The organism is Micrococcus sp. NPDC078436 (assembly GCF_040702705.1).
Classification (GTDB): domain Bacteria; phylum Actinomycetota; class Actinomycetes; order Actinomycetales; family Micrococcaceae; genus Micrococcus.
In genome coordinates, this window is sequence record NZ_JBFBLX010000015.1 from 24,484 (window position 1) to 49,489 (window position 25,006).

General features: G+C 74.6%; 28 protein-coding genes. 10 read left to right on the forward strand and 18 right to left on the reverse strand.

What is annotated here, in order from left to right:
• The 7 genes from AB0302_RS09060 to AB0302_RS09090 all read right to left on the reverse strand — a co-directional run bounded on the left by AB0302_RS09060 (nucleotide 1) and on the right by AB0302_RS09090 (nucleotide 5,957).
• Entirely contained in the window at nucleotides 1–342 is a 342-nt protein-coding gene (locus AB0302_RS09060; RefSeq protein WP_366371522.1) for a lycopene cyclase domain-containing protein, read from the reverse strand.
• Nucleotides 339–662 (reverse strand): lycopene cyclase domain-containing protein, encoded by a 324-nt coding sequence (locus tag AB0302_RS09065; RefSeq protein WP_282442579.1) that lies wholly within the window; start codon nucleotides 660–662, stop codon nucleotides 339–341. Before AB0302_RS09065 ends, AB0302_RS09060 begins: the two co-directional genes overlap by 4 nt.
• On the reverse strand, nucleotides 659–1,543 hold the full coding sequence (locus tag AB0302_RS09070; RefSeq protein WP_366371525.1) for a prenyltransferase: 885 nt from the start codon (nucleotides 1,541–1,543) through the stop codon (nucleotides 659–661). Before AB0302_RS09070 ends, AB0302_RS09065 begins: the two co-directional genes overlap by 4 nt.
• Nucleotides 1,540–3,231: a phytoene desaturase family protein gene (gene crtI, locus AB0302_RS09075; protein ID WP_366371527.1), complete on the reverse strand. Its 1,692-nt coding sequence runs from the start codon at nucleotides 3,229–3,231 to the stop codon at nucleotides 1,540–1,542. The genes AB0302_RS09070 and crtI overlap by 4 nt, the downstream gene beginning before the upstream one ends.
• On the reverse strand, nucleotides 3,228–4,157 hold the full coding sequence (locus tag AB0302_RS09080) for a squalene/phytoene synthase family protein (RefSeq protein WP_366371529.1): 930 nt from the start codon (nucleotides 4,155–4,157) through the stop codon (nucleotides 3,228–3,230). The genes crtI and AB0302_RS09080 overlap by 4 nt, the downstream gene beginning before the upstream one ends.
• Nucleotides 4,158–4,159: 2 nt before the next feature.
• Nucleotides 4,160–5,221 (reverse strand): polyprenyl synthetase family protein, encoded by a 1,062-nt coding sequence (locus tag AB0302_RS09085; protein ID WP_366371531.1) that lies wholly within the window; start codon nucleotides 5,219–5,221, stop codon nucleotides 4,160–4,162.
• Nucleotides 5,222–5,393: 172 nt separating this feature from the next.
• Nucleotides 5,394–5,957, reverse strand: a complete 564-nt coding sequence (locus AB0302_RS09090; protein ID WP_248115708.1) for a hypothetical protein — start codon at nucleotides 5,955–5,957, stop codon at nucleotides 5,394–5,396.
• Nucleotides 5,958–6,110: 153 nt separating this feature from the next.
• Here AB0302_RS09090 and idi point away from each other — a divergent pair, with 153 nt between their 5' ends.
• A complete protein-coding gene (gene idi, locus AB0302_RS09095) occupies nucleotides 6,111–6,686 on the forward strand; it encodes an isopentenyl-diphosphate Delta-isomerase (RefSeq protein WP_248115709.1) in 576 nt (191 codons plus the stop codon).
• Nucleotides 6,687–6,701: 15 nt separating this feature from the next.
• On the opposite strand, the gene trxA is transcribed toward idi, so the two are convergent.
• A complete protein-coding gene (trxA, locus tag AB0302_RS09100) occupies nucleotides 6,702–7,130 on the reverse strand; it encodes a thioredoxin (RefSeq protein WP_248115710.1) in 429 nt (142 codons plus the stop codon).
• Nucleotides 7,131–7,285: 155 nt separating this feature from the next.
• On the reverse strand, nucleotides 7,286–8,221 hold the full coding sequence (locus AB0302_RS09105; protein WP_366371534.1) for an aldo/keto reductase: 936 nt from the start codon (nucleotides 8,219–8,221) through the stop codon (nucleotides 7,286–7,288).
• Between the two features lie 166 nt (nucleotides 8,222–8,387).
• On the opposite strand from AB0302_RS09105, the gene aroQ reads away from it, so the two are divergent.
• Nucleotides 8,388–8,843, forward strand: coding sequence for a type II 3-dehydroquinate dehydratase (aroQ, locus tag AB0302_RS09110; protein ID WP_319075901.1), 456 nt, complete (start codon nucleotides 8,388–8,390; stop codon nucleotides 8,841–8,843).
• Nucleotides 8,844–8,992: 149 nt separating this feature from the next.
• Nucleotides 8,993–9,475 (forward strand): pyridoxamine 5'-phosphate oxidase family protein, encoded by a 483-nt coding sequence (locus tag AB0302_RS09115; protein WP_366371536.1) that lies wholly within the window; start codon nucleotides 8,993–8,995, stop codon nucleotides 9,473–9,475.
• A 160-nt stretch (nucleotides 9,476–9,635) separates the two neighbouring features.
• On the opposite strand, the gene rlmN is transcribed toward AB0302_RS09115, so the two are convergent.
• A complete protein-coding gene (rlmN, locus tag AB0302_RS09120) occupies nucleotides 9,636–11,033 on the reverse strand; it encodes a 23S rRNA (adenine(2503)-C(2))-methyltransferase RlmN (protein WP_366371538.1) in 1,398 nt (465 codons plus the stop codon).
• 411 nt (nucleotides 11,034–11,444) lie between these two features.
• Here rlmN and AB0302_RS09125 point away from each other — a divergent pair, with 411 nt between their 5' ends.
• Entirely contained in the window at nucleotides 11,445–11,720 is a 276-nt protein-coding gene (locus tag AB0302_RS09125) for a three-helix bundle dimerization domain-containing protein (protein WP_366371540.1), read from the forward strand.
• Between the two features lie 21 nt (nucleotides 11,721–11,741).
• Here the strand turns inward: AB0302_RS09125 and AB0302_RS09130 are convergent, their stop codons facing one another.
• A complete protein-coding gene (locus tag AB0302_RS09130; protein ID WP_366371542.1) occupies nucleotides 11,742–12,995 on the reverse strand; it encodes a chorismate-binding protein in 1,254 nt (417 codons plus the stop codon).
• Nucleotides 12,996–13,141: 146 nt separating this feature from the next.
• Between AB0302_RS09130 and AB0302_RS09135 the strand changes: the two genes are divergently transcribed.
• The 4 genes from AB0302_RS09135 (at nucleotide 13,142) to AB0302_RS09150 (ending at nucleotide 17,245) form a co-directional block, all read left to right on the forward strand.
• Entirely contained in the window at nucleotides 13,142–13,867 is a 726-nt protein-coding gene (locus tag AB0302_RS09135) for a protein-tyrosine-phosphatase (RefSeq protein WP_319075909.1), read from the forward strand.
• 181 nt (nucleotides 13,868–14,048) lie between these two features.
• The gene (locus AB0302_RS09140; RefSeq protein ID WP_248115718.1) at nucleotides 14,049–14,408 is read left to right on the forward strand and encodes a metal-sensitive transcriptional regulator; all 360 of its coding nucleotides are present in this window, start codon (nucleotides 14,049–14,051) and stop codon (nucleotides 14,406–14,408) included.
• A gap of 83 nt (nucleotides 14,409–14,491) precedes the next feature.
• Entirely contained in the window at nucleotides 14,492–14,710 is a 219-nt protein-coding gene (locus AB0302_RS09145; RefSeq protein ID WP_298985932.1) for a heavy-metal-associated domain-containing protein, read from the forward strand.
• A gap of 48 nt (nucleotides 14,711–14,758) precedes the next feature.
• The gene (locus AB0302_RS09150) at nucleotides 14,759–17,245 is read left to right on the forward strand and encodes a heavy metal translocating P-type ATPase (RefSeq protein WP_366371591.1); all 2,487 of its coding nucleotides are present in this window, start codon (nucleotides 14,759–14,761) and stop codon (nucleotides 17,243–17,245) included.
• Nucleotides 17,246–17,253: 8 nt separating this feature from the next.
• On the opposite strand, the gene AB0302_RS09155 is transcribed toward AB0302_RS09150, so the two are convergent.
• Nucleotides 17,254–17,673, reverse strand: coding sequence for a DUF4259 domain-containing protein (locus tag AB0302_RS09155; protein WP_248115720.1), 420 nt, complete (start codon nucleotides 17,671–17,673; stop codon nucleotides 17,254–17,256).
• A gap of 74 nt (nucleotides 17,674–17,747) precedes the next feature.
• Here AB0302_RS09155 and AB0302_RS09160 point away from each other — a divergent pair, with 74 nt between their 5' ends.
• Nucleotides 17,748–18,329, forward strand: coding sequence for an SRPBCC family protein (locus tag AB0302_RS09160; protein ID WP_366371545.1), 582 nt, complete (start codon nucleotides 17,748–17,750; stop codon nucleotides 18,327–18,329).
• A 31-nt stretch (nucleotides 18,330–18,360) separates the two neighbouring features.
• Here AB0302_RS09160 and AB0302_RS09165 read toward each other — a convergent pair whose 3' ends face one another.
• Complete coding sequence (locus AB0302_RS09165) at nucleotides 18,361–18,681, reverse strand: antibiotic biosynthesis monooxygenase (protein ID WP_248115722.1); 321 nt, start codon at nucleotides 18,679–18,681, stop codon at nucleotides 18,361–18,363.
• Complete coding sequence (locus AB0302_RS09170; protein WP_366371547.1) at nucleotides 18,678–19,118, reverse strand: hotdog fold thioesterase; 441 nt, start codon at nucleotides 19,116–19,118, stop codon at nucleotides 18,678–18,680. Before AB0302_RS09170 ends, AB0302_RS09165 begins: the two co-directional genes overlap by 4 nt.
• Nucleotides 19,119–19,166: 48 nt before the next feature.
• On the opposite strand from AB0302_RS09170, the gene AB0302_RS09175 reads away from it, so the two are divergent.
• Entirely contained in the window at nucleotides 19,167–20,072 is a 906-nt protein-coding gene (locus tag AB0302_RS09175) for an alpha/beta fold hydrolase (protein ID WP_366371549.1), read from the forward strand.
• Nucleotides 20,073–20,226: 154 nt separating this feature from the next.
• Here AB0302_RS09175 and adhP read toward each other — a convergent pair whose 3' ends face one another.
• From adhP to AB0302_RS09195, 4 genes are all read right to left on the reverse strand, one after another.
• Complete coding sequence (gene adhP / locus AB0302_RS09180) at nucleotides 20,227–21,258, reverse strand: alcohol dehydrogenase AdhP (protein ID WP_298985922.1); 1,032 nt, start codon at nucleotides 21,256–21,258, stop codon at nucleotides 20,227–20,229.
• A gap of 54 nt (nucleotides 21,259–21,312) precedes the next feature.
• Nucleotides 21,313–22,836, reverse strand: coding sequence for an aldehyde dehydrogenase family protein (locus tag AB0302_RS09185; protein ID WP_366371551.1), 1,524 nt, complete (start codon nucleotides 22,834–22,836; stop codon nucleotides 21,313–21,315).
• A gap of 121 nt (nucleotides 22,837–22,957) precedes the next feature.
• The gene (locus AB0302_RS09190) at nucleotides 22,958–24,427 is read right to left on the reverse strand and encodes a GAF domain-containing protein (protein WP_366371553.1); all 1,470 of its coding nucleotides are present in this window, start codon (nucleotides 24,425–24,427) and stop codon (nucleotides 22,958–22,960) included.
• Entirely contained in the window at nucleotides 24,424–24,861 is a 438-nt protein-coding gene (locus AB0302_RS09195) for a DUF779 domain-containing protein (protein ID WP_366371555.1), read from the reverse strand. Before AB0302_RS09195 ends, AB0302_RS09190 begins: the two co-directional genes overlap by 4 nt.
• Nucleotides 24,862–25,006 lie beyond the last annotated feature (145 nt).

Genomic DNA, 25,006 nt, shown 5'->3' on the forward strand with positions numbered 1-25,006 from the left:
TCAGCGGCCGTCCTCACGGTGCCGGTCAGCCCGGTGCTCACTGCGCCGGCCCGTCAGCAGCAGCCAGACCGCGGGGAGCAGCAGGGCGGAGCCCAGCGGGTACGCGAAGTCCTCGATGGGGGCCAGGCCCACGTAGAGCCCGGAGAGCAGGTCGTGGCCGTAGTCGAACAGGCCGGAGGCGATCATCACGTTGTCGAACACCGCGGTGAGGATCCAGAGCACCACCACGCTCGCCGCCATGGCCGCGGCGTGCGCGCGGCGCAGGCGCCCCGTGAGCGCGGCCGCCGCGACGGCGGCCAGCGCCGCGCCCACGAACACCGCGTTGAGCTCCCAGAACGTCATGCGCCCCTCCCCCTGACGTGCTCGAGGATCCGCAGGGCCCCCGTGAACAGGACCATGGTGATGTAGCTCAGGAAGAGCAGGAAGAAGCACTCCTCCAGGGGCAGCTGGGGCACCACCATCACGCCCGTCATGTACGGGGACTCGCGGTGCAGGAACACGCCCTCGGCGATCCCCCACACGTCCCACGCCAGGAAGTAGGCCAGCCCCACGGCGAGCACCGCGGCGCCGGCCGCCGGGCGGTGCCACAGGAGGAGACGGAAGCGGCGGTCGAGCAGCGCCATGCACCCGATCACGCCCAGCAGGATCAGCAGGTAGATCATGCCGCCCCCTCCCGCGCGAACGCCCAGCCGATCAGCAGCATGGTCACGCCGAACCCCACGCCGTAGTTGAGCGGCAGGAAGAGCCTCCAGCCGCGGTTGGCCTCACCGGACGTCGCATCGGTGACGCCCCGGAAGCGCAGCACGTTGAGCAGGTACGGCGCCGCCAGCAGCCCGGCGAGCGGGCCCGGCCACTCGGTGCCCAGCATCAGCAGCCCCGCGGCCGCGTACAGCGCCGCCGAGAGCCAGACCGTGGGGCGGGCGCCGAGCGCGGTGGCCACGGACGCCAGGCCGCCCTCGCGGTCCGGGACCACGTCCTGCACCGCGCCGAACATCTGCGAGGCCATCCCCCACAGGAAGAACGCGCCCAGCAGCGCCCCCAGGGCGGGGGTGAACGCGGCACCGGCCAGCACGAGCCCGTAGACGGCCGGGGAGACGAAGTGCGTCGCCGACGTCGCCGCGTCCAGGAACGGGTGCTCCTTGAACCGCAGGCCCTCCCACGAGTAGGCGACCACCGCGAACAGGCTCACCACGAGCACCCCGACGGCGGCCCACTCGCCCCGCGCGATCGACCAGCCCGCGAGCACGGCCGCGAACGGCACGGGCAGCAGCGTGGACCACGCGAGGACGGACCGGCGCACGGCGGGATCGGCGAGCACCGATCCCTCGACCCCGCCCTTGCGCGGGTTGCGCAGGTCCGAGGCGTAGTCGAAGACGTCGTTGATGCCGTACATCGCGAGGTTGTACGGCACGAGGAAGAACACCGCGCCCAGCACCACGAGCCACGCCGGCAGCCCGCCGGTGAGGATCACGGCGGCCGCGAAGGGGAACGCCGTGTTGATCCAGCTGACGGGGCGCGAGGCCCAGAAGAGGGTGCGGATCACGCGCGGTCCTCCCGCGCGGACTCCCCCGGCAGCGGGACACCGGGCCGGGGCGCGGGGACGCCCAGGTGCTCCCCCACGGCCTCCCGCGCGATCTCCGCCGAGATGAGGCACATGGGCACCCCGATGCCCGGCCGCACGGAGGAGCCGACGTGGACGAGCCCGGCCACGCCCGCGTCCCGCACGGGCGGGCGGAACATGGCCGACTGCGCCAGCGTGTGCCCCGGACCCAGCAGGGAGCCGCGCCACGCATTCACGTTCGCTGCGAAGTCCCCGGGCCCGTAGGTGCGGCGCACCTCGATCCGCTCGGCGAGGTCCGGGATCTGCGCCCAGCGCGCGAGCTGGTTGAGGGCGCGGTCGGCCACGGCCTCCACCACGGGGTCGCCGGGCTCCTCCACGCGCCACCCCTCACCGTCGCGGACGCGGATGCCGCCGCGGCCCCAGCCCACCTCGGCGGGCGCGGGGACGAGCACGAAGAGGTTCTCGTCCCCCTCCGGCGCGACGCCGGGATCGGTGGCCGAGGTGCGGGAGACGTAGATCGAGGTGTCGTCCGCGAGCATGCGCCCGGACTCGATGCGCCCGAAGTTGTCGTCCCAGTCCGCGGTGAACAGCAGCGTGTGGTGCAGCAGCTGCGGCAGGGCGCCGCGCACGCCCACGCACACGAGCACCCCCGAGGGGCCGGGGTCGCGGCGGTCCCATGCGGACTCGGGCACCCGCTGAGCCGGCGGCAGCAGCGCGGTCTGCACATGGTGCAGGTCCGCGGCGGCCACCACGGCGTCGGCGTCCAGGCGGAGCTCGGTGCCCGCGGCGTCCCGGCAGACGACGCCGGTCGCCCGGCCCGTGCGCCGGCGTCGCCGTGGGGAGGCCAGGCGGGCGCGCACGCGCGCGGCGCGGGTGCGGGGCGCCGGGGCGTCCTCCACCTCGATGCGGGTGACCTCCGCCTCGGTGCGGATCTCGACGCCGGCCTGCCGTGCCAGGTCCGCCATGACGTCGACAAGGGCGGCGAATCCGCCGATCGGGTACTGGACCCCGTCGACCAGGTCCAGGTGGCTCATGAGGTGGTACATGGCCGGGGCGCGGCGCGGGGAGGTGCCCAGGAAGACCGCGGGGTAGCCGAGGATCTGGCGCAGGCGCCGGTCCTGGAACCGGGCCGCGACGTGCTCGCGCAGCCCGCCGAGCAGCTGGGGGCCGAGCGTCGGCAGGGCGCGCAGGACCTCGGGGTGCGCGAGGGCGAGCGGCTGGCGGAAGTCGGTGTAGAGGAAGTGGCGCTTGGCGAGGGCGTAGACGCGCGCGGCGGAGTCGAGGTACTCCCCCAGCCGGGCCCCCGCGCCGGGCTCGATCCCCTCGAAGAGCGCGGCGGACTCGGCGCCCCCCGTGACCACGTCCACGGGGGCGTCCTGCCCCTCGAAGTACACGCGGTAGGCCGGGTCGAGGCGGCGCAGGTCCAGCTGCTCGGCGGCGGAGGAGCCCATGAGCCGGAACCAGCGGTCGATCACCTCGGGCATGAGGTACCACGAGGGTCCGGTGTCGAACGCGAAGCCCGCGGCGCTCCACCGCCCGGCGCGGCCGCCCAGCTCGGCGTTGCGCTCCAGCAGGGTGACGGCGTGCCCATCGCGGGCCAGCAGCCCCGCGGTGGCCAGGCCGGCGAAGCCGCCGCCGATCACGACGACGCGGCGCGGACGGGTGCTCATCGGGTTCCTCCTCGGACACGGGACAGGGCGCTCGCCCCCAGGACGCGCGCGGCGATGCGGGCCTTCACGGCGTCCGGCACGCGCACGCGGCGGGAGGCCAGCTCGGCGGCCGGGGCGGCGTCGATCCGGCGGGCCAGCTCCGCAAAGAGGCCGTGCGCGAGCAGCACCGCCCGGCCGGCCCGCGGGTCGAGGGCGCGGATGCCGGGCAGGGCGGCGTCGAGGTCGCCGCGCAGGTCCGCCACGAGCTCGGCCTTGCGCTCCTCCGTGAGGACCTCCGGGGCGGCGCCGGGCAGGTAGGTGCGGCCCAGGCCGTCGTGGTCCGCCGCCAGGTCCCGCAGGAAGTTGACCTTCTGGAACGCCGCTCCCAGCCGGCACGCCGCCGACGTCAGCAGCTCCCGCCCGGCCGGGGTGTCCGCGCGGGTGCCGGGCAGGGAGAAGAACACCCGCAGGCACATCAGGCCCACCACCTCGGCGGAGCCGTGGATGTACCGGGCCAGGGACTCCTCGCCGTGCTCGCTCGTGGACAGGTCCGCGCGCATCGAGGCGAAGAAGGGGGCCGTCAGCGCGGGGGTGATCCCGTGGCGGCGGGCCACGTCGGCGAACGCGTGCAGCACGAGGTCCGTGGAGAACCCGCTCGCCATGGCGCGCTCGCACGCGGCCTCGTAGCCGTCCAGGGCGGCCCGCACCTCGGCCGGGTCCGCGCCGGCGGCCGCGGCGGTGCCGTCCACGATCTCGTCCGCCACGCGCACCATCGCGTAGATCGCGGCGATGTCCCGGCGCTGGGCGGCCGGAAGGGTGCGGCAGGCCCAGGAGAAGGAGGTGGAGTAGCGGCCGATGACCCGCCCGGACGCCGCGAGGGCGGTGCGGGTGTAGCGGTCCAGGTCGGAGGCGGGGGTGGAGACGGGGTCGGAGACGGGCGCGCCCACGCTCACGCCTCCCGTTCCAGGACGGCGCGGCACGCGGCCTCGAGCTCCGACCGCTCCGCGGTGCCGAGCGGCAGCGCGGCCAGGCGGGCGCGCCCGCGCTCCACGAGCTCGGCGGCCACGGAGCGGGCGTGCTCGCGCGCGCCGGCGCCCTCGAGGCCGCGCCGGGCGGCGTCGACGGCGTCCGGGGAGGCCGCGGCGCGGTCCAGCAGGGCGCGCACGGCCGGGTCCCGCCGGCCGTGCGCGGTGACCACGGTGGCCTTGCCCTCGCGCAGGTCCCCCGCGGCCGACTTGCCGGTGGCCGCGGGCGAGCCGAAGACGCCGAGGACATCGTCCACCACCTGGTAGGCCACGCCCAGGTCCGCGCCGACGTCGGCCAGGGCCGCGGCGAACTCCTCGGACGACCCTGCGAGGAGCGCGCCGGCGCGCAGGGGCGCGTCGAACGAGTAGCGCGCCGTCTTGAGGCGCTGCATCGCCAGGATGCGCGCGAGGTCCGGCTCGTCCCCGGTGTGGCGGGACAGGCCCAGGAGCACGTCCTCGAGCTCGCCGGCGGCGGTCGCGGTGGCGGCGTCCATCACGACGACGGCCACCGGCACCGCGCGGACCGGGTCCGGGGTGCAGGTCACGGCCAGGCGCAGGGCCTCGGCGAGGAGCGCGTCCCCCGCGATCACGGCCACGGAGAGCCCCGCGTGGGCGTCCTCTCCCGCGGGCACGCCCGCCGCGGCGAGGCGCACACGGTGCTCCTCCGCCACCGTGGGGCGGCCGCGGCGGACGGTGTCGCGGTCGATCACGTCGTCGTGCACGATCAGCGCGGTGTGCAGCAGCTCGAACGCCGCGCCGAGACGGTCCACCGCGGCCCGGTCCGCGGGCGGGACCGGGCCGCCGGCTGCCGCGCGGTAGCCGAGGTCCACGAGCTGCGGTCGGACGAGCTTGCCCCCGGCGACCGGGGCGCGCAGCGTCTCGACCAGGCCCGCGAAGGCGGCGGAGTCAGGAGCCCGCGAGGCCGCGTGGGTGAGCGCCTCGTCCAGGATGCCGGACATGCGGGAGCAGGCGTCGGGATCCGGCATGGGGCCTCCTGGGCTGGCGGTGCGAGTGAGGATGGGGCCGGTGCGGGGAACGCGGCGTGCCGAAAATAGTTCGACGGTCGAATCTCCACGCCACGCTAGCGCGCCTCTGCTCCGCCGGTCCACTCCCGGACGCCGCGGTCCCGCGCACGGGAGTGGACCGGCGGAGCGAGCGTCAGGACGTGGCGGCGGGCGCCTCCTGCGCCGCCTTCTCCAGCGTGGTCGCCGGGTCCACGATCTGGCCCTTCCACTGGCCGGAGACCGCGTAGACCACGCAGTGGGTGCCCTCCGTGCCGAAGGAGCTGAGCTCCGCCGCGGAGAGCACCGTGCCCGCGCCGATCTCCTCACGCTCGGAGAGCCGCTCTCCTGCGGCCTGGCAGACCGCGGCGGACGTGGAGGAGGCCTCCTCGCCCTCGGCGACCGCGGGGACGGGCCACAGGTACTCCGCCGTGTGCTCCTCCGCGCAGTCGGTCTCCTCGAAGTTGGAGAGGTCGCGCGCGCCCAGAGGGGCGGTGAAGCACGTGCCCGGCCCGTGCTCCACCGGGGCGGCGGAGGAGGATCCGGCCTGCGAGGCCGAGGCGGACTCCGTCGGTGAGGCCGCGGCCGACGTCGGGGCGCCGGCCTCCGGGGACGAGGCCGAGGACTCGGCCGTGTCCTGGCCGCCGCACGCGGTGAGGGCGAGCAGGGCGGCGGCGGAGAGCGCGGTGAGGCGGGCGGGGCGCGGCAGGGCGAGGGTCATGGGGGTCCTCCTGGACGACAAGTGGTGCGGCCCACGGAACGGGACGCTCGCGGGGGATTCTATCGCCACAGGTCAGACGCGTATCACAGGGCAGAGTGAGATGGCGCACACCGAAGGGGCGACCCCCGGGCGCGCCCTGTCACACTGGTGCGCATGGACACCGCCGGCCCGCATGCCTCCGACGCCACCGCCTCCGACGTGGAGCGGGTGGTGCTCCTGGACGCGGACGGCACTCCCGTCGGCGCCGAGCCGAAGGCGACCGTGCACCGGAACGTCGCGGAGGGCGGCACGCCGCTGCACCTGGCGTTCTCGTGCCACGTCTACAGCCCCGACGGCCGCTTCCTGCTGACGCGCCGGGCCCTGGGCAAGAAGGCCTTCGGGGGCGTGTGGACCAACGGGTTCTGCGGCCATCCCGCCGTCGGCGAGACCCCCGAGGAGGCCGTGAGCCGCCGGGCGCCCCAGGAGCTGGGGGTGGAGGTGGCGGACGTGGCTCCCCTGCTGCCGGGGTTCCGGTACCGCGCGGCCGACGCGGCCGGCGTGGAGGAGCACGAGGTCTGCCCGGTGTTCCGCGCGACACTGCACGGCGACCCCGCCCCTGAGGAGGACGAGGTCGCCGAGTGGTGCTGGGTGGGCGTCGCCGAGCTGACCGCCGCCCTGGCCGCCGTGCCGCGGGCGTTCAGCCCGTGGCTCGTGGCGCAGTGGGAGCAGGGCGCGTTCGACGCCGGGTGAGACGGGGGTGGAGCGTCAGCGGCCGTTGACCTCGTCGAGCTGCGCGGCAGCCGACTCCACGGCCTCTTCCGGGGCGGGCTCGGCGGCGTCGGACTCCTGCGCCATGCGCCGCACCTCGTCCACGTCCAGGCCCTTGACCTGCTCGAGGAGCTGATCGAGCGCCGAGCCGGGAAGGGCGCCGGCCTGGGAGAACACGAGCACGCCGCCGCGGAACGCCATCAGCGTGGGGATCGAGGTGATCCCGGCCATCGCGGCGAGCTGCTGCTCGGCCTCGGTGTCCACCTTGGCGAACACGACGTCCTCATGCTTCTCCGAGGCGGCCTCGAAGACGGGGGCGAACTGTCGGCACGGGCCACACCACGAGGCCCAGAAGTCCACCAGGACGGTGTCGTTCTCGGAGACGGTCGAGCCGAAGGCGTCGAGGGTGAGATCGGTGGTGGCCATGGGAGGTCCTTTCATCGGTGGCGACGTCGGCGCCCGAGCGGGGCGGCGCCGTCAGTGGTTCACGGGGTGGAACAGGCCGTCGAGCGCGGCTATTCCGCCCCCGCGCCTCTGTCCCCGCGCGCGGGACCCCCGGCACCGCGCCGGTTCCGGCGCGCTCAGTGCCCGAACGTCTCCGGGTGCTGCCGGGGGCCGGAGCCGTCGTCGAGCGCGTCGATCCCGGCCATCTCCGCGGGCGTGAGGGAGAAGGAGAGGAGGTCCAGGTTCTCGGCCTGGCGCGCCGGATCCGCCGACTTGGGGATGACGACGCGCCCGTGCTGCAGGTGCCAGCGCAACACCACCTGCTGCACGGTGCGCCCCGTCCGGGCGACGGCGGCCGTGATCGCCTCGCGGGTCTCGATGCCGAGCTCGGCGCGGCCGATGGGCGAGTAGGCCGTGACCACGGCGCCGTGCGCGCGGACGGCGGCCTGCCAGCCGGGGATCGCGGCCACGGGGTCCACCTGGATCTGGTCGACCGGGGCCCGCAGTCCGGCCTCCGCGAGGCGGTCCAGGTGCTCGGCCGTGAAGTTGGAGACGCCCCACGCGCGGATCAGGCCCGTCTCCACGAGGCCCGCGAGCGCGGCCGCCGTCTCCACGTACCGGTCCTGCTCGGGATTGGGCCAGTGGATGAGCACGAGGTCGGCATGGTCCACGCCCAGGCGGCGCAGGGAGGCCTCGACGGCGGGCCGCACCCGCTCCGGGCCGCCGTGGTGCTCCCTGTTGAGCTTCGTGGTGAGGAACAGCTCGTCGCGGGTGAGCACGCCCTCGGCGAGGGCCCGGGCGGCGGCGAGGCCCACCGCGTCCTCGTTGCCGTAGTTCTCCGCCGTGTCGACGTGGCGGTAGCCGGCCGCGAGGGCCGCGTGCACCGCGTCGGCGCCCTCCTCCCCGGCCAGGCGCCACGTGCCCAGCCCGATCCGGGGCATCTCGACGCCGGCCACGCCCGTGCCCGTCAGCGTGACGGTGGCGGGGACGTCGGCGCCGAGGTCGGGCGCGGTGAGGTCGGGGGCGGCGGCGTGGGGGCCGCGGGGCTCCGTGGCGTGCGGGTCAGTCGTCACTGGTCGTCCTTCTCTCTGGTGGGGCCGCCTCCAGAGAAGCAGGCAGACCGGGCCGCGCGCGAGTCGCGGACGGCGCCGGCGACGTACGCTCGCAGGGGACGACGCCGTCGCCGTCCGGCCCCGTCCGCCCGCCCCGCCCTCCCCTCCGACACCCCCAGGAGACGCCATGACCGACCAGAGCGCCCGCACCGTGTTCGTCCTCAACGGCCCGAACCTGAACCTGCTCGGCACGCGCGAGCCGGAGGTCTACGGGACGGCCACCCTCGACGACGTCCGCGCCCTCACCGAGGCACGCGCGGCGCAGCACGGCCTCGCCGTGGAGTTCCGCCAGTCCAACCACGAGGGCGTGCTGATCGACTGGATCCACGAGGCGCGGGAGGCCGCCGTCGGGATCGTGCTGAACCCGGGCGGCTTCACCCACACGTCCGTCGCGATCCGGGACGCGCTGTCCGCCGTCCAGATCCCGGCCGTGGAGGTGCACCTGAGCAACGTGCACGCCCGCGAGCCGTTCCGGCACCACTCCTACCTCTCCCCCGTGGTCGAGGCGGTCATCGCCGGTGCGGGCGTGCACGGCTACGCGTACGCCGTGGAGCAGATCGCGCACCTCGCGTCCGAGGACTGAGGCACGACGCCGGCCGCCGTCGTCCGGCGCGCGGCGCCTCCGGCGCCCGAGCCTGGCCGAGCCCCGGTGCAGGGGCCTAGCGTCGGCGTCACGCACTGACCGTGAGACCGAACGTCACGCACTGACCGTGAGACCGAAGGAGAGCCGTCATGGCTGAGAAGGACCCCCGCACCCACCTGCTCGAGAGGCTGGCCGACGTCCGTGTCGCCATGCTCACCACCTCTGAGGCCGACGGCCGCCTCGTGACCCGCCCCATGGGCCTGCAGGAGGCCGAGCAGGACGGCACCCTGTGGTTCGTGACCCGCGCGAGCTCCGACGTCGCCGACGAGGCCGCCCAGCGTCCCGTGAACGTGGCTGTCCAGGAGAAGTCCTTCTGGGCGTCCGTCTCCGGCCACGGCCAGGTGGTCCGTGACGACGAGCGCAAGAGGACGTACTGGAGCGCCGTCAACGAGTCCTTCTTCGGTGAGGGCTCGACGCCCGAGGATCCGCAGATCGTGCTCGTGCGCGTGGACGCCGAGTCCGCGCAGTACTGGGAATCCGCGGGCGCGGTGGCCACCGCGGTCGAGGTCGTGAGGGCCAAGGTCACCGGTGGCACCGCCGAGCCGGGCGACTCGACGACCGTGGAGTTCTGATCCGCTGAGGGGCGGATTCGGCAAGGCCCCGAGCTGGAGACCGACGACGGCGCCCCGCACCTCTGGGAGAAGAGGTGCGGGGCGCCGTCGGGTGCGGGTGCCCCCGTTCCACGAGTGCGAGTGACCGGGAAACCCCGTTCCGTCAGCGAAAGCGCCGGGGTCAGTCCTCGTCCTCGGCCGCGAGCTGGCCGCACGCGCCGTCGATCTCCTTGCCGCGGGTGTCGCGCAGCGTCGTGGGGATGCCGGCCGCGTTGAGGCGGTCGACGAACTCGCGGGTGACGTCCCGCTCCGAGGCGGTCCAGATGGAGCCCGGCGTCGGATTCAGCGGGATGGGGTTCACGTGCACCCAGCCCTTGCCGCGCGCGTTGAGCTTCTTGGCGAGCAGGTCGGCGCGCCACGCGTGGTCGTTCATGTCCTTGATGAGGGCGTACTCGATGGACACGCGCCGGCCGGTCTTCACGAAGTAGTCGTAGGCGGCGTCGATGGCCTCGTCCGCCTTCCACCGGGAGTTCACGGGGATGAGCTCGTCGCGCAGCTCGTCGTCCGGCGCGTGGAGGGAGAGCGCGAAGGTGAGCGGGATGCCCTCCTCCGTCAGCTTGCGGATGGCCGGCACCAGGCCGACCGTGGAGAGCGTGACGTGCCGCGCGGACATGCCCAGGCCCTCCGATGCCGGGTCCACCATGCGTCGCACGGAGGCGATCACGCGCTTGTAGTTGGCCAGCGGCTCGCCCATGCCCATGAAGACGACGTTGGTGACGCGGTCGGCGTCGTGCCCGCCGTCCTTGCGCTTGCCGCCGAGGCCGCCCGCGGCGATCACCTGGTTGGCGCGCACGATCTGCTCCACGATCTCGGCCGTGGACATGTTGCGGGTCAGCCCGGCCTGGCCCGTGGCGCAGAACGGGCAGTTCATGCCGCAGCCGGCCTGGCTGGACACGCACAGCGTGACGCGGCCGGGATAGCGCATCAGCACGGACTCCACGAGCGCGCCGTCGAACAGGCGCCACAGGAACTTGATCGTGTCCCCCCGGTCGGTCTCCATGCGGCGGACCTCGGTGAGCAGCGGCGGGAAGAACGCCTCGGCGATCGCCTCCCGCTTGTCCTTGGGCAGGTCCGTCATCTGCTCCGGGTCCGTGGTGAAGTGCTCGAAGTAGTGCACGGAGAGCTGCTTCGCGCGGAACGCGGGCAGGCCGATCTCCTTCGCCTTCTCCTGGCGCTCGGCCAGGGTGAGGTCGGCGAGGTGCTGCGGCGGCTGGGAGACCCGCGGCTGCTTGAACTGCAGCTGCGGGCGTCCGTCCGGTCCCATGGGCTGGGCCCAGCCCTCGGTCTTGGGCATCACCTGGGGGCGCTCGGCGGCCGCGGCCTCGCGGCGCTTCGGCGCGGAGAGCTGGTGGCCGACCCCGGCGCGGTGCATGCGCTCGCGGTCCTCGGCGAGCTGGCGGGCCTCGGACTCGTCGATCATGCCGCGCTCGGGCCGTTTGAACGCGGGCTTGCCGGTGCGGTCCGTGCGATGGGCGGGGGCGGGCTTCGAGCCGGGGCGGCGGGGCTGGTAGTCAGACATCCCGTCCATTCTCCCAGACGGGGCGGCGGTCCCGGCGGGTCGGTTCACGACGACGTCGGCAGCCCCCGCACGATCCGGCGCGCCACCGCGCCCCGCCGGCCAGGACAGGGGCACCATGGCTGCGTTCACCTTTCGTTTACCTTGCGCCCGAGGTCTCGCCGACCAGGGACCCATCGCCCGGATCCGCACGGTTCCGGCATCTTCTGGACCTCTGAGGGACCTTACGAGGGTTCGACGGACGCTCCGGACCACCGGCGAAGACTTGCCAAATCCCGCCGCCCGAGTAGGCTGGTTAACAAGTTGTTCACCTTTCGTTCACTTTGGAAGGGTGGGACACATCGATCCATCCGGCGGGGCCCGCCCCGCATCAGCCGCCGAGTGTCACGCCCGGCTCAGAGAGGAGTCATCCCCATGACCACCCCGAACACCGACCACCACCTGCCCACCGCCCCCAGCCCCCTGATGCAGCGCCACGTGCTGGCCCGCGTCGAGAACAAGCTCGCCCAGCGCTTCGCGGACGAGGTCCCCGCCGACGCCGTGCGCGCCACCGTCCGCGCGGTCGTCGCCGACCTCAAGGCCGAGGCCCGCCTGACCACGTTCCTGCCGGCCCTCGCCGAGCACGAGGCCGGCCGCCGCCTGCGCGAGGCCGCGCATGCTGCGGCCCCCGGGGTCGCCCAGGCCGCCTGAGCCGCCTGAGCCGCCCCGGGGTCAGCGGAGCCCGAGCGCCCGCCGCATCGGCTGGAGCTTCACGCCGACCTCCACGACCTCCTCCTCGGGCACCGCCCCGGGCACCATGCCGCCGCCGGCGTGCAGCCGGATCCCGCCGGACACCTGCTGGCCGCAGCGCAGGGCGAGCGCGATCACGCCGTCGCCGGTCTCGTCCATCCACCCCACGGGCCCGGCGTAGCGGCCGCGGTCCACGGGCTCGACCTCGGCGATCAGCCGCACGGCCGCCTCTCGCGGCGTGCCGCCGACCGCCGCCGTCGGGTGCAGGGCCGCCACGACGTCCAGGACGGTGCCGCCCCCGTCCCGAAGCCGCCCGCGCACGGCCGTGGCCAGGTGGTGCACGTTGGGCAGGGTCAGCACGGTGGGCGCCGGATCCGCGTCCTCCAGCTCCACCACCGGTGCGAGGGCGTCCACCACCGATCGAGCAGCCCAGCGGTGCTCATGGCCGAGGCGCTCGTCCGCGGCGAGGCGGGCCCGCAGCGCGGCGTCCTCGGCCGCCGTCGCACCCCGCGGCAGGGAGCCGGCCAGCACGCGCGAGGAGACCTCGCCCGCGTGGCGCGTCGCGAGGATCTCCGGGGTGGCCCCCACGAGCCCGCCGACGGCGAACACCCACGTCTGCGGGTAGTCCGCCCGCAGCGCCTCGACCGCGCGCCACAGGTCTGCGTCCTCGGCCGGCACCGTCAACGTGCGGCTGATGACGACCTTCTCGAGGGGCTCCCGCCCGGCCCCGTCCCCGGGGCGCGCCAGGCGTTCCAGGACCTCCCGCACCCCGGCGGCGTAGCCGACGTCGTCCCACGCGTGCTCCGCGGTGTCCGCGGGCAGGGGGAAATCCTCGCCTGTCAGCAGGCGCGCGTCCGGATCGGCGGCGGCGGCCGCGGCGAGCGCCGCGCCGTCCGCGTGCTGCTCGATGCCGCGCACCCCGTCCGCATCCGCCCGGGCGAGCCGCTCGGGCACGCGGAGGACGGCGGGCTCGGCGGAGTCGTCGGCGAAGGTCGAGGAGATCCAGCCACGCACGGGCGCCGCGGGGTCCGGCCGTCCCGCGACGGCGGCCTGCCACAGCGCGGAGAGCCGGCGCAGCCGATCCCGCCCCGTCAGGAGCACCGTCCACCCGCCGGTGCCGCGCCATGCGACGTCCCCCTGCGCCCAGACCACCGCGTCTGCGAACGGCGAGGCGGCGGCGTCGAGCACGCCGGCCACGGCCGGGCCGACGTCCGGGAGGGCGGATCGGGCACACATGGCGTCCATTCTCTCCCACGGCCGGGCCGTCGCGAACGGCCCCGCCCGGCCGCACCGCCGCCTCCTCGCAGACGCGATGCACTAGCGTGGAGGGGTTCGTTAGCCCCGCGTTCACCTCGAACGCCCGCCCACCCGAGGTCCTTCCCATGTGCCCCATCCCCCCGGATCCCGACGCCGCTCCCCGCACCCCCGAGGACGGCGTCCCGCTCGACGCCGTCGCCGACCAGCCCTCGGAGGCGGCGCCGCACGGGATGCCCGCCCGCGTGCTGGAGCGCGAGGCCGTGCGCCTGCACGCGCGGTACCCGGAGGTGGGCGACGTGGCGACGGCGCGCACCGTGCTGGCCGAGTCCTACGCCACGCTGTCCGCCACGAGCCGTCACCCGGAGATGCTCGCGACCACCTCGGTGCGCCACGCGGCCGACCGGCTGCGCGCCATGGCGATCGCGCAGGGCAGCATCGAGTCGCGCCACCCCCGCGTGCTCTTCGTGTGCCACGGCAACGCCGGCCGCTCGCAGATGGCCGCGGCCCTGCTGGAGAACCGCTCCGCCGGCGCGGTGAAGGCCCGCTCCGCCGGCACCTCCCCCGCGGGCGAGATCATCCCCACCGCGCTGGACGCCATGACCGAGGCAGGCATCCCCCTGCACCACGCCTACCCCAAGGGGCTGGACGCGGACGTCCTGCGGACGACCGAGCTGGTGGTGCTCTTCGACGGTGCGGACCCGTTCGAGATCCCCGCGGGCGCGGAGGTCCGCCGCTGGTCCGTCCCCTCCATCCGCGGCCTCGGAATCGAGCAGGTGCGGAGCGTGCGCGACGCCCTCGACCTCCAGGTGCGCGAGCTGATCGCCGACCTGGAGGAGCGGGCCGCCGCCTGAGCGTCGCCCCTGCCCTCCCCCACGGCCGCCCGGCCGCTCGCCGGGCGGCCGTTGCCGTCGCACGAGCCGGCGCGGAGGCGCGACGGGGTCGCGCGGCCACGGCGGCGCCGCGCAAGGACACACCGCGCGCGGCGGGATCGGCCCATGGACGGCATACCCCCATGGGGTATATGGTCCAGGGGTGAACAGCGAATCAGCCGGCACCTCCGCGTGCCACGCCGTCGACCCGTGCGAGGGCCCCGAGCCGCCCCACGCCGTCCACCGTGACAGGGACGCGCACCTGAAGCGGCTGCGCCGCATCGAGGGGCAGGTCCGCGGCATCCACCGCATGGTGGAGGAGGACGTGTACTGCATCGACGTCCTCACGCAGGTCGCCGCCGTCACCAAGGCCCTGCAGGCCCTGAGCCTCAACCTCACCTCGGAGCACCTGCGCCACTGCGTGGCGGAGGCCGCCGTGCAGGCGGAGGCGCAGGGCCGCACCGACCTCATCGACGAGAAGGTCGCGGAGGCCACGGCCGCCATCGGGCGGCTGCTGCGCTGACGCGCACCCCCGTCCGCGCCCTCACCGCCCAGACCTCAGACACCACCGGAACCACCGGAACCGCCCACCCGAAGGAGCACCCCATGACCACCACCGACCTGAAGATCACCGGCATGACCTGCGGCCACTGCGTCGCGTCCGTGACGGAGGAGCTCGGCGAGCTCCCCGGCGTGACCGCCGTGGACGTGGACCTCGTCAAGGGCGGCGCGTCCACCGCCACCGTGATCTCCGAGTCCGACCTCGACCCCGCCGCCGTGCGCGCCGCCGTCGAGGAGGCCGGCTACCAGATCGTGGAGGGCTGACCCGTGACGGAGAATCGCACCCGTACGCCCGCGCAGGCCGCCGCCGAGGTGCTCAGCACCGGCGGGCGCCGCGTGGACCTCGACGTCTCCGGCATGACGTGCGCCTCGTGCGTCGGCCGGGTGGAGCGCAAGCTCGGGAAGATCGACGGCGTCGAGGCCTCGGTGAACCTGCCCCTCGAGCGGGCCACCGTCACCGCGCCCGAGGGCGTGAGCGACGCCGAGCTGATCGCCGCCGTCGAGAAGGCCGGATACACGGCGCGGGTGCGCGATGACCCGCACGCGCGGCCCGCCGTCACCACGGCCCCCACCCCGGGCGCGGAGCCGACCGCGGACGCCGGCGCCATGGAGGACGCGGGGCACGCCGGAGGCCCCGCGGGTTCCAGCACCGGCCACCACGCAGCTCGCGGCGATCGCCCCGGCCACGCGGACCACGACCACGTGAACCACCTGGAGCACGGCCCGCGGGAGGACGTGCTGCGCCCACGGCTGATCGGGGCGGCCCTGCTGAGCCTGCCCGTCCTGCTGATCTCCATGGTCCCGGCGCTGCAGTTCCCGCACTGGGGCTGGGCGGCGCTCGCACTCTCCGCGCCGGTGGTGTTCTGGGCGGCCTGGCCGTTCCACTCCGCCGCCGTCCGCGCGGGCCGCCACGGCAGCTCCACCATGGACACCCTCGTGTCCGTGGGCGTGCTCGTCTCGTGGGGCTACTCCGCGATCGAGCTGCTGCTCGACCCGGGCATGACCGCCCACGTGGGCGGCGGCATGGCCGCGATGATGCACCACAGCCTCTACTTCGAGACCGCGGCGGTCATCACCACCTTCCTGCTGCTGGGCCGCTGGCTCGAGGCCCGCGCCAAGCGGGAGGCCGGCGCCGCCCTGCGCGCCCTCCTGGACCTCGGCGCGGCCCAGGCCACCCTGCTCCCCGGCTGGGACAGCGCCGACGCCGGCGACGGCCCCTCCGGCGACCGCCTCGCCGAGCGCGTGGTCCCCGCAGAGCAGGTGAACCCCGGCGACGTCGTCGTGGTCCGCCCGGGCGAGAAGGTCCCCTCCGACGCGGTGGTGCTCGAGGGCGCCTCCGCCGTGGACGCCTCCCTGCTCACCGGCGAGTCCGTGCCCGTGGAGGTCGGCCCCGGGGACGAGGTCACGGGCGCCACCCTGAACACCTCCGGCCGCCTGATCGCACGCGTCACCCGCACCGGCGCGGACACGACGCTCGCCCAGATGGGCCGCCTCGTCTCGGACGCACAGACCGGCAAGGCCCGCGTCGCCCGCCTGGCGGACCGCATCTCGGCCGTGTTCGTGCCCGTCGTCCTGGCGCTGGCCGTGCTCACGTTCGCCGTGTGGCTGCTCGTCACCGGCGGCGACGTGGCCCCCGCCCTGCGTGCCGGCGTCGCCGTGCTGGTGATCGCGTGCCCGTGCGCGCTCGGCCTCGCCACCCCCGTGGGACTGCTGGCCGGCACCGGCCGCGCCTCCCAGCTGGGCATCCTCATCCGCGGCCCCGAAGTCCTCGAGGACACCCGCACGGTGGACACCCTCGTGCTGGACAAGACCGGCACCGTGACCGAGGGCCGCATGCGCCTGGCCGCCGTCCGCCCCGTCTCCGTGGACGAAGCGGGAGCCTCTCCAGACGCCTCCGTGCGCGGGACGGGAGCCCCCGGCGCCGCCGCGCACCCGGTCGAGGACCGCGTCCTCGCGCTCGCCGCGGCCGTCGAGACCGGCTCCGAGCACCCGATCGCCCGTGCGATCGTCGACGGCGCCCGCGAGCGCGGCCTCGATCTCGCCGCCGTGCAGGACTTCGCCTCCACCCCGGGCGGCGGCGTGACCGGCGTGGTCGAGGGCCGCCGCGTGGCCGTGGGACGTGGACCCGTGGTCGACGACGCCCTCGGCGGCCCGATCCCCGCCGAGCACGCGGAGGCCTTCGCGGCCGCCGAGTCCGCCGGCGCCACCGCCGTGTGGGTGGCCGTGGACGGCCGGCTCGCCGGGATCGTCTCCGTGACGGACACCGTGAAGCCCTCCTCCGCGGCCGCGATCGCCCGGCTCAAGGACCTGGGCCTGCGCCCGCTGCTGGTGACCGGTGACAACGCCGCGGTGGCCGCCCAGGTGGGCGCCGCCGTCGGGATCGCACCCGAGGACGTGGTGGCCGGCGTCCGCCCCGAGGACAAGGTGGACGTGGTCCGCCGCCTGCAGGCCGAGGGCCGCGTGGTCGCCATGGTGGGCGACGGCGTCAACGACGCCCCCGCGCTCGCCGCCGCAGACATGGGGATCGCGATGGGCTCGGGGACGGACGTGGCCCGCGAGGCCGCGCAGATCACCGTGCTCGGCGACGACCTGGACCAGGTGGTGCAGGCGCTCGAGCTGAGCCGGAGGACTCTCGCCATCATCCGGATGAACCTGTTCTGGGCGTTCGCGTACAACGTGCTCGGCATCCCGATTGCGGCATCGGGCCTGCTGAACCCGATGATCGCCGGCGGCGCGATGGCGGCCTCGAGCGTGCTCGTGGTGCTGAACTCCCTGCGGCTCACGCGCTACGGGCGCTGAGCACCGGCTCAGTTCGGGACGGCGGCCGCGCGGGAGACCGCGAGCCACTCCTCGTGCTCGCCGGACTCCTCCCAGCGCTCGAACAGCTCGGAGGAGGCCGGCTCGCGCAGCACGACGCCGATCAGCTCGTGCAGGGTCAGGACGTCCTCGTCGGAGAACTGGGCCCGGAAGGTGGAGAGGTCCAGCTCGTCCGTGCCGGCGATCTCCTCGAGGGCGGCTGCCGCGGGGGCCTCGGAGTCGTCCGCCACCCGCAGGATCGCACCCATGGCGAGGAGCCGGGCGCCGGGGTCCGCGGGGATGAAGTCCTCATCCTCCTCCGAGCGGAAGGTGCCGCGGTACTCGTCAAGCCGGAAGGTCCCGTCCAGGACCTCGTCCACCAGCTCCTGCGCGGCGTCGTTCTCGAAGACGTGGATTCCCCAGGTGCTCATGGAGCAACACTAGGCCCGCCGCGCCGCCGGGGCCAGGACTCCGGCCGGTTCCCAGGGGTTCCTAGACTGGCCGCATGAGCACCGAGCCGACCCCCTCCGCGAGCCCCGAGACCCCCGCGACCTCCCCGTCCGAACAGAGCGAGCCGGGCGCACCGTCGTCGTCCGCCGCCCTGCCCCGTGCCGCAGCGCAGGCGGCGTGGCCCACGCGCGTCGAGGTCGGCGAGCGCCAGGTGGCCTACCGGCTCACCGTGGACGCCCCCGCCGAGGAGCTGTGGGCTGCGCTGGCCGACCCGCACCGGCACCACGAGGCGGACGGTTCGGGGACCGTGAAGCCGAAGGTCAGCGGGCCGCACCGGCTGGCCGTGGGCGACCGGTTCACCGTCGCCATGAAGAAGTACGGGGTGCCGTACCGGATGACGCTGACCACCACGGCCTCCGAGCCGGACCGCCTGATCGAGTGGGCGCACCCGGGCGGGCACCGCTGGCGCTGGGAGTTCCTGGACAACGGGGACGGCACCACGGAGGTCACCGAGATCTTCGACTACTCCTGGACGCGCCCCGCCGTGGGGAAGGCGCTCGAGACGCTGCGGCTCACCAAGGACAACGCCCGCGGCATCCAGGCCAGCCTCACGCGGCTGGCGGCCCGCCACCTCTGAGGGGCCCCCGTCGTCGTCGAAGGGGGGGTGCTCAGAAGGCGCCGTGCGCCGTCGTCCAGTGCGTGGCCGCCGGCGGCTCCGCTAGGTGCGGTGTGACGAGGGCACGCCAGGCCGGGAAGGCGTCCGACTCGCGGAAGCCCACGGTGTGGTCCTCGAGGCGGCGCCACCCGATGATCAGCCGGTAGCACAGGGGGTCCTCCACCTGTCGGACCAGCTCGAAGGACGTGGCGTCCCTGTCCCGGAACAGCGCGGCGGCCTCGGCGACGGCGGTCTCGAATGCCTCCTCGGCACCCTCGGCCACGTGCAGCTCGACCATCTCGCGGACCGGCCCCGACGGCGTCGCGGCGCTCATGCGCGCGGCCTCGGGCTCGTGGAGTGGCCGGTGAACCAGGCGACGAGCTGGCCGTCCGCCTCGATGCGGACCTCGATCATGCGGTCCCGGCCGAACTCGACGGACTGTCGGGCGGTGGCGGTGAGCCGCGCGCCCAGGCGGGCCGGCGCCACGTAGGTGATCTCCGCGCGCCGGGTGACGGGAGCGGCGCCGAAGGTCGCCACGCAGTACGCCAGCGCCGAGTCCGCGAGGTGGAACAGGAAGCCGCCGTGGCAGATCTCGTGGGAGTTCACCATGACCGCAGTGACGTCGCGGTGCAGCACCACGCGGCCCTCGGCCACCTCGCCGAGGGTGACGCCGTGCTCGCGCACCGCGGGGTCGTTCGCGTAGATCTCCTCGAGGCGGGCGAGGATCTCGTCCCGGCTCTGGCCGGGCGAGCTCTGGGGGGTCTCAGTCATGGGCCCATTGTGTCGCAGGTCGCGCCGCCCCGCACCTAGGGTGGCGACGTGACGCAGACCACCTCCACCCCCGTGCGCCTCCGCGCCCCCGACGGCTTCGTGCTCGCGGCCCGTCACTTCTCCCCCACGACGACGACGCCCCCGGCTTCGCCTGCCGGCACCGTGGTGATCGCCTCGGCGACCGGGGTGAAGGCCACGTACTACCGGCGCTACGCCGAGTTCCTCGCCGGCCACGGATTCCACGCGGTCACGTTCGACTACCGGGGCGTCGGGGAGTCCCGCGAGCCGTTCGCCGTGGCCCGGCGGGCGCGCTGGGCGGACTGGGGCGCCCTCGACGCGGACGCCGTGCTCGGCTGGGCCCGGACGCACCTGCCCGGCCCCCTCCTGACGGTGGGCCACAGCTACGGCGGGTTCGGCATCGGGCTCGCGGACGAGGCGCGGCATGTGGCCCGGCACGTGGCCGTGGGCGGGCAGCACGCCTACTGGCGGGACTACCGGGCGCGGCCGGGGCGGGCGCGGATGTGGGGTCGCTGGCATGCGGCGATGCCGGTGGTCACGCTGGCCCGCGGGCACTTCCCGGGGCGGCGGCTCGGCTGGCTCGAGGACCTGCCGCGCGGGGTCGCCCTGGACTGGGCGCGCAGTCGGCGCGACTTCACCGCGAGCGCCCGCACCGCCGCCGGCCGGGACGAGCTGCGCCGTCGTCTGGCCGCGTTCACGGCGGACGCGCTGATCGTGGCGCCCGTCGACGACGACTTCGGCACCGACGCCGCCCTCGATCGCGCGGGCGCCTACTCGCCGGGCCGGCGGACGGTGCGCTGGCGGGTGCGGCCGGAGGAGCTCGGTGTGGCGGAGATCGGGCACTTCGGGCTGTTCCACGCGCGGTTCGCGCCGACCTTCTGGCCGGCCACGCTGGAGTGGCTGCGCGACGGCGTCGTCCCGGCCGCGGCCCGCTGAGGCTCGGGCGTCGGGCGCGCTGCGGCCCGCCCCGTCCCCGCGACGACGACGGCGGCCGCCCCGGCCCGGATCTCCGGGCGGGACGACCGCCGTCGCACTGGTGCGTGTGATGTGTCGACACTACCCCGCGCCCAGCCGACGCCCAGGCGACACGTCAGTCCTGCATCGCGTAGTCGATGACGACGCGGCCCTCGATCTTGCCGTGGCGCATCTCGTCGAACACGTCGTTGATCTCGGTGAGCGGGCGGGTGTGGAACGTCGGGTGGATCTTCCCGGCCTCGTAGAACTCGAGTGCCTCGACCATGTCCTGCCGGGTGCCCACGATCGAACCGCGGATGGTCAGGCCCTTGAGGACGATGTCGAAGATCGGCGCGGGGAAGTCGCCCGGGGGCAGGCCGTTGAACACGATGGTGCCGCCGCGGCGGGTCATCGCGATGGCCTGGCCGAACGCCTGCGGGTGCACGGCCGTGACGAGCACGCCGTGGGCACCGCCGATCTTCTCCTGGATCTCCACGGAGGGGTCCGCGACGTTCGCGTTCACGGTCAGCTCCGCGCCGTGCCGGGAGGCGAGCGCCAGCTTGTCGTCCGCGACGTCCACGGCCACCACGCGCATGCCCATCGCCACGGCGTACTGCACCGCGATGTGCCCCAGGCCGCCGATGCCGGAGATCACGACCCACTGCCCGGGCCGCACCTCGGTCTGCTTGAGCCCCTTGTACACCGTGACGCCGGCGCACAGGATCGGGCCGACCTCCATCGGGTCCGCGCCCTCGGGGATCAGGGGCGCGTAGCGGGCGTCCACGAGCATGTACTCGCCGAAGGATCCGTTCATGGAGTAGCCGCCGTTGACCTGCTCCTCGCACAGGGTCTCCCACCCGGTGCGGCAGTACTGGCAGTGGCCGCACGCGCCCCACAGCCACGCGTTGCCGACCATGTCCCCGACCTTGAGGTTCTCGACGTCGGGTCCGACCTCCTCGACGATGCCCACGCCCTCGTGGCCCGGGATGAACGGCGGGGTCGGCTTCACCGGCCAGTCGCCCTCCATCGCGTGCAGGTCCGTGTGGCAGACGCCCGAGGAGATGAGCTTCACGAGCGCTTGGTGCTGGCCGGGCGTCGGGCGCTCGACCTCCTGGACGTCGGTCTCTGTGCCGAACTGGGTGACGACGGCTGCCTTCATCGTGGCCATGGGGGATCACCTTTCGTGGGCTGGGGAGGGGGGTCGTGCGGTGCCGGCGTCGGCTCAGAAGAACCCGAGCTTGTCCTCGGAGTAGGAGACGAGCAGGTTCTTGGTCTGCTGGTAGTGGTCGAGCATCATCAGGTGGTTCTCGCGGCCGATGCCGGAGGACTTGTACCCGCCGAACGCGGCGTGGGCCGGGTAGGCGTGGTAGTTGTTCACCCACACGCGGCCGGCCTGGATCGCCCGGCCCGCGCGATAGGCGGTGTTGCCGTTCCGGGACCACACGCCGGCGCCGAGCCCGTAGAGCGTGTCGTTGGCGATCCGCATGGCGTCGTCGAAGTCGGTGAACGTGGTCGTCGAGACCACCGGCCCGAAGATCTCCTCCTGGAAGATGCGCATCGAGTTGTCCCCGCGGAAGATCGTGGGCTGCACGTAGTAGCCGCCGGCCAGCTCGCCCTCCATCTCGGCCCGCGCGCCGCCGATCAGCACCTCGGCGCCCTCCTGACGGCCGATGTCCAGGTAGGACGTGATCTTCTCGAGCTGGTCGTTGGAGGCCTGGGCGCCCATCATCACGTCCGTGTCCAGGGGGTTGCCGGTCACGATGCGCGAGGTCCGCTCCACGACGGCGTCGAGGAACTTCTCCGCAATCGACTCCTGCACGAGCGCACGCGACGGGCACGTGCAGACCTCGCCCTGGTTCAGCGCGAACAGGGTGAAGCCCTCCTGCGCCTTGTCCCAGTAGGCGTCGTCGTTCGCCATGACGTCCTCGAAGAACACGTTGGGCGACTTGCCGCCCAGCTCCAGGGTCACCGGGATGATGTTCTCCGAGGCGTACTGCATGATCAGCCGGCCCGTCGTCGTCTCGCCCGTGAACGCGATCTTGCGGATGCGCGGCGACTGCGCGAGCGGCTTGCCGGCCTCGAGGCCGAAGCCGTTGACCACGTTGACGACGCCCGGCGGCAGCAGGTCCGCGATCAGCTCGATGAACACCATGATCGAGGCCGGGGTCTGCTCGGCGGGCTTGATCACGACGGCGTTGCCCGCGGCCAGCGCGGGTGCCAGCTTCCACACCCCCATCAGCAGCGGGAAGTTCCAGGGGATGATCTGGCCGACCACGCCGAGCGGCTCGTGGAAGTGATAGGCGACGGTGTCCTCGTCCACCTGGGACAGGCCGCCCTCCTGCGCGCGGATCGCGCCGGCGAAGTACCGGAAGTGGTCGATGGCCAGCGGGACGTCCGCGTTGAGGGTCTCCCGGACGGCCTTGCCGTTGTCCCAGGTCTCCGCGACCGCCAGCATCTCGAGGTTCTCCTCCATGCGGTCCGCGATGCGATGCAGCACGAGCGCCCGCTCGGCCGCCGAGGTGGCGCCCCAGGCCGGGGCGGCCTTCCAGGCGGCGTCGAGGGCGGCGTCGATGTCCTCGGCCGTGCCGCGGGCGACCTCGCAGAACACCTTGCCCGTCACGGGCGTGACGTTCTCGAAGTACTGGCCCTTGACCGGGGGCGCCCACTCTCCACCGATGAAGTGCTCGTAGCGGGACTTGAACTCGACCTCGGCTCCCTCGGTGCCCGGGAATGCGTAGACGGTCATGGTGCTGGCTCCTTTGCCTGCGGTTGCCTCGGCGCCGGGTGGCGCCCTGCCGTGGCTGTGACCCTAGTCACAAGGAGGTTGCACGAAGGTTGCACCGGGCGCGGATGAGGGGTGGGCCGGGTCAGGCCAGGTCCCGCTCGATCCGCTCGAGCGTGGCCACGGCGAGCGCGCGCCGCGGCGAGTCCGTCGGCAGCAGACGCAGGGCGGCACCCCAGAGGTCGACGTCGTCGCGGGCCTCGGGGCGGCCCAGGTAGGCCCAGAGCTGCTCGACATCCGCGTCCTGGGCGACGGCCTCGCGCAGCGCCTCCCCCAACTCTGCTCGGATCGAGGCGACACCGGGGGACACCGAGCGCGGCAGCACCGGCCCGGCCGCCGCGTGCAGCGCACGGTCCAGATCCCCGGCGCGCAGCGCCTCCCGCGCGCACAGCAGGTCCGCGTGCACCTCCCCCACGAGCCGGTATGGCCGGGACAGCAGCCCCACCGGCGCCCCCACGTCATGCAGTGCCCGGCGGAGTCGATGCACCTCGGCGCGCAGCGAGATGGCGCGGGCGGGGGCATCGCCCGGCGCGGGCCGGGGGCTGGCCGTCTCCTCCGGATACAGCGCGATCTCGAGTTCGGCTCCGGTCAGGCCTGGGCCGTGCCACGCGAGGAGGGCGAGGATCTCGGCGTGCCGGCGGGTGAGCTCGGCCCCGTCCAGCGTGGGCGGCAGGTGGCCGGTGACGCGCAGCAGGCCCGCTGCGTCGTCGTGGCGGTGCGGCGCGCCGGCGGGGCTCGGCCCCGGCGAGGCGGACGGCGGAGCCGAGGGGCCCGGCGTCGGGAATGTGCCGCGGGGGCGGCCCCGGGACGGGGCGGGCAGGTCCCGCCAGGCGGCGTGCACGGCGTCCACGGTGGCTTGGAGCAGCGGCAGGGCGAGGTGGCTGACGGCGTCCTCGCCCCCGGTGAGGTCCAGGACCCCGACGAGCCGCCCGGTGGCCGGGTCTGTGAGCGGGACGGCCGAACAGCTCCACGGGTGCACGCGCGGGCTCAGGTGTTCGCCGCGGCTGACCTGTGTGGGGGCGCCGGTCGCGAGGACGATGCCGGGGGCGGAGGTGCCCATGGACGCCTCGGACCAGTCGGCGCCGGCCACGAAGCCCATGGTCTCGGCGTGGCCCACCGCGGTCCGATCGCCCTCGACCCACAGCAGGTGGCCGCGCGCATTGCCGATCGCGGCGAGCATCCCGGCCTCGGCCGCGGGGTGGATGAGCATGCGGCGGACCACCGGCAGGGCCACGGCGAGGCGCTGCTCGCGGCGGGCGGCGGCGAGGTCGTCGTCGGCGAGGGTGGCCGGGTCGCTCTGGCCGGGCACCCCGGGGGCGGTCGCGGACGCCCCCGCGTCGAGGGCTGACCCCGCGGGGGTGAGGGCGCCGAGGGAGCGCAGCCAGGACTCGCGGACCTCCCGGCGCAGCCCCTGGAGGGCGGCGCGCAGGCCCTGGTCCGCGCCGGCCGGAGCGGTGGGCGACGACGGCGCGAGCGACAGGCGGACCGAGTCGAGGGACTCGTGGGCCCGGTCCACGGCGCGTCGGTAGGCGCCGGTGGCGAGGGTCGAGCTCATCCCGAGCCGGCCATCAACCGCGAACGGATCAGGAACCGCTTGCCCTCGGGCGCCTCGACGGAGAAGCCCGAGCCGCGCCCGTCCACCACGTCCAGGGTGAGGTGGGTGTGCTTCCAGTACTCGAACTGGGCGGCGGACATCCAGAACGGGATCTCGACGGCGGCCTGGTCCCCCTCGGCCGGCAGCGCGAAGGTGCCCAGCAGGACGTCGGCGGCGCCGGTCGTGAAGTCGCCGGCGGGATAGCACATGGGCGCGGAGCCGTCGCAGCAGCCGCCGGACTGGTGGAACATGAGCGGGCCGTGGATCGAGAGGAGTCGGCGGATCAGCTCGAGCGCCGCGGGCGTCATGGCGACGCGGGACACGGTCTCGCCCGGCAGCTCGGGGCGAGCCTCGAGCGCGGGCGCGTGCTCCGCCGACGGGGACGGCACGATCATCGCGGCCTCCTGGGGTGGGCGATCGTCGGTCCCCACACCCTAGCCCTCAACGTGATCCACGTCACCCCCGTTGTCGTGGTGGGGGGCGCGGCGGCCCGGAGGGTGCACCGAGAGCTGTGCCGCGGGCTGAGCCGCGGGCTGGGTC

What these genes read in the sequence shown, in the direction of transcription:
- AB0302_RS09060 (WP_366371522.1), bottom strand. Translation starts at nt 342, where the DNA reads ATGACGTTCTGGGAGCTCAACGCGGTGTTCGTGGGCGCGGCGCTGGCC.
- AB0302_RS09065 (WP_282442579.1), bottom strand. Translation starts at nt 662, where the DNA reads ATGATCTACCTGCTGATCCTGCTGGGCGTGATCGGGTGCATGGCGCTG.
- crtI (WP_366371527.1), bottom strand. Translation starts at nt 3,231, where the DNA reads ATGAGCACCCGTCCGCGCCGCGTCGTCGTGATCGGCGGCGGCTTCGCC.
- AB0302_RS09085 (WP_366371531.1), bottom strand. Translation starts at nt 5,221, where the DNA reads ATGCCGGATCCCGACGCCTGCTCCCGCATGTCCGGCATCCTGGACGAG.
- AB0302_RS09090 (WP_248115708.1), bottom strand. Translation starts at nt 5,957, where the DNA reads ATGACCCTCGCCCTGCCGCGCCCCGCCCGCCTCACCGCGCTCTCCGCC.
- idi (WP_248115709.1), top strand. Translation starts at nt 6,111, where the DNA reads ATGGACACCGCCGGCCCGCATGCCTCCGACGCCACCGCCTCCGACGTG.
- trxA (WP_248115710.1), bottom strand. Translation starts at nt 7,130, where the DNA reads ATGGCCACCACCGATCTCACCCTCGACGCCTTCGGCTCGACCGTCTCC.
- aroQ (WP_319075901.1), top strand. Translation starts at nt 8,388, where the DNA reads ATGACCGACCAGAGCGCCCGCACCGTGTTCGTCCTCAACGGCCCGAAC.
- AB0302_RS09115 (WP_366371536.1), top strand. Translation starts at nt 8,993, where the DNA reads ATGGCTGAGAAGGACCCCCGCACCCACCTGCTCGAGAGGCTGGCCGAC.
- rlmN (WP_366371538.1), bottom strand. Translation starts at nt 11,033, where the DNA reads ATGTCTGACTACCAGCCCCGCCGCCCCGGCTCGAAGCCCGCCCCCGCC.
- AB0302_RS09125 (WP_366371540.1), top strand. Translation starts at nt 11,445, where the DNA reads ATGACCACCCCGAACACCGACCACCACCTGCCCACCGCCCCCAGCCCC.
- AB0302_RS09130 (WP_366371542.1), bottom strand. Translation starts at nt 12,995, where the DNA reads ATGTGTGCCCGATCCGCCCTCCCGGACGTCGGCCCGGCCGTGGCCGGC.
- AB0302_RS09135 (WP_319075909.1), top strand. Translation starts at nt 13,142, where the DNA reads ATGTGCCCCATCCCCCCGGATCCCGACGCCGCTCCCCGCACCCCCGAG.
- AB0302_RS09145 (WP_298985932.1), top strand. Translation starts at nt 14,492, where the DNA reads ATGACCACCACCGACCTGAAGATCACCGGCATGACCTGCGGCCACTGC.
- AB0302_RS09155 (WP_248115720.1), bottom strand. Translation starts at nt 17,673, where the DNA reads ATGAGCACCTGGGGAATCCACGTCTTCGAGAACGACGCCGCGCAGGAG.
- AB0302_RS09160 (WP_366371545.1), top strand. Translation starts at nt 17,748, where the DNA reads ATGAGCACCGAGCCGACCCCCTCCGCGAGCCCCGAGACCCCCGCGACC.
- AB0302_RS09165 (WP_248115722.1), bottom strand. Translation starts at nt 18,681, where the DNA reads ATGAGCGCCGCGACGCCGTCGGGGCCGGTCCGCGAGATGGTCGAGCTG.
- AB0302_RS09170 (WP_366371547.1), bottom strand. Translation starts at nt 19,118, where the DNA reads ATGACTGAGACCCCCCAGAGCTCGCCCGGCCAGAGCCGGGACGAGATC.
- adhP (WP_298985922.1), bottom strand. Translation starts at nt 21,258, where the DNA reads ATGGCCACGATGAAGGCAGCCGTCGTCACCCAGTTCGGCACAGAGACC.
- AB0302_RS09185 (WP_366371551.1), bottom strand. Translation starts at nt 22,836, where the DNA reads ATGACCGTCTACGCATTCCCGGGCACCGAGGGAGCCGAGGTCGAGTTC.
- AB0302_RS09190 (WP_366371553.1), bottom strand. Translation starts at nt 24,427, where the DNA reads ATGAGCTCGACCCTCGCCACCGGCGCCTACCGACGCGCCGTGGACCGG.
- AB0302_RS09195 (WP_366371555.1), bottom strand. Translation starts at nt 24,861, where the DNA reads ATGATCGTGCCGTCCCCGTCGGCGGAGCACGCGCCCGCGCTCGAGGCT.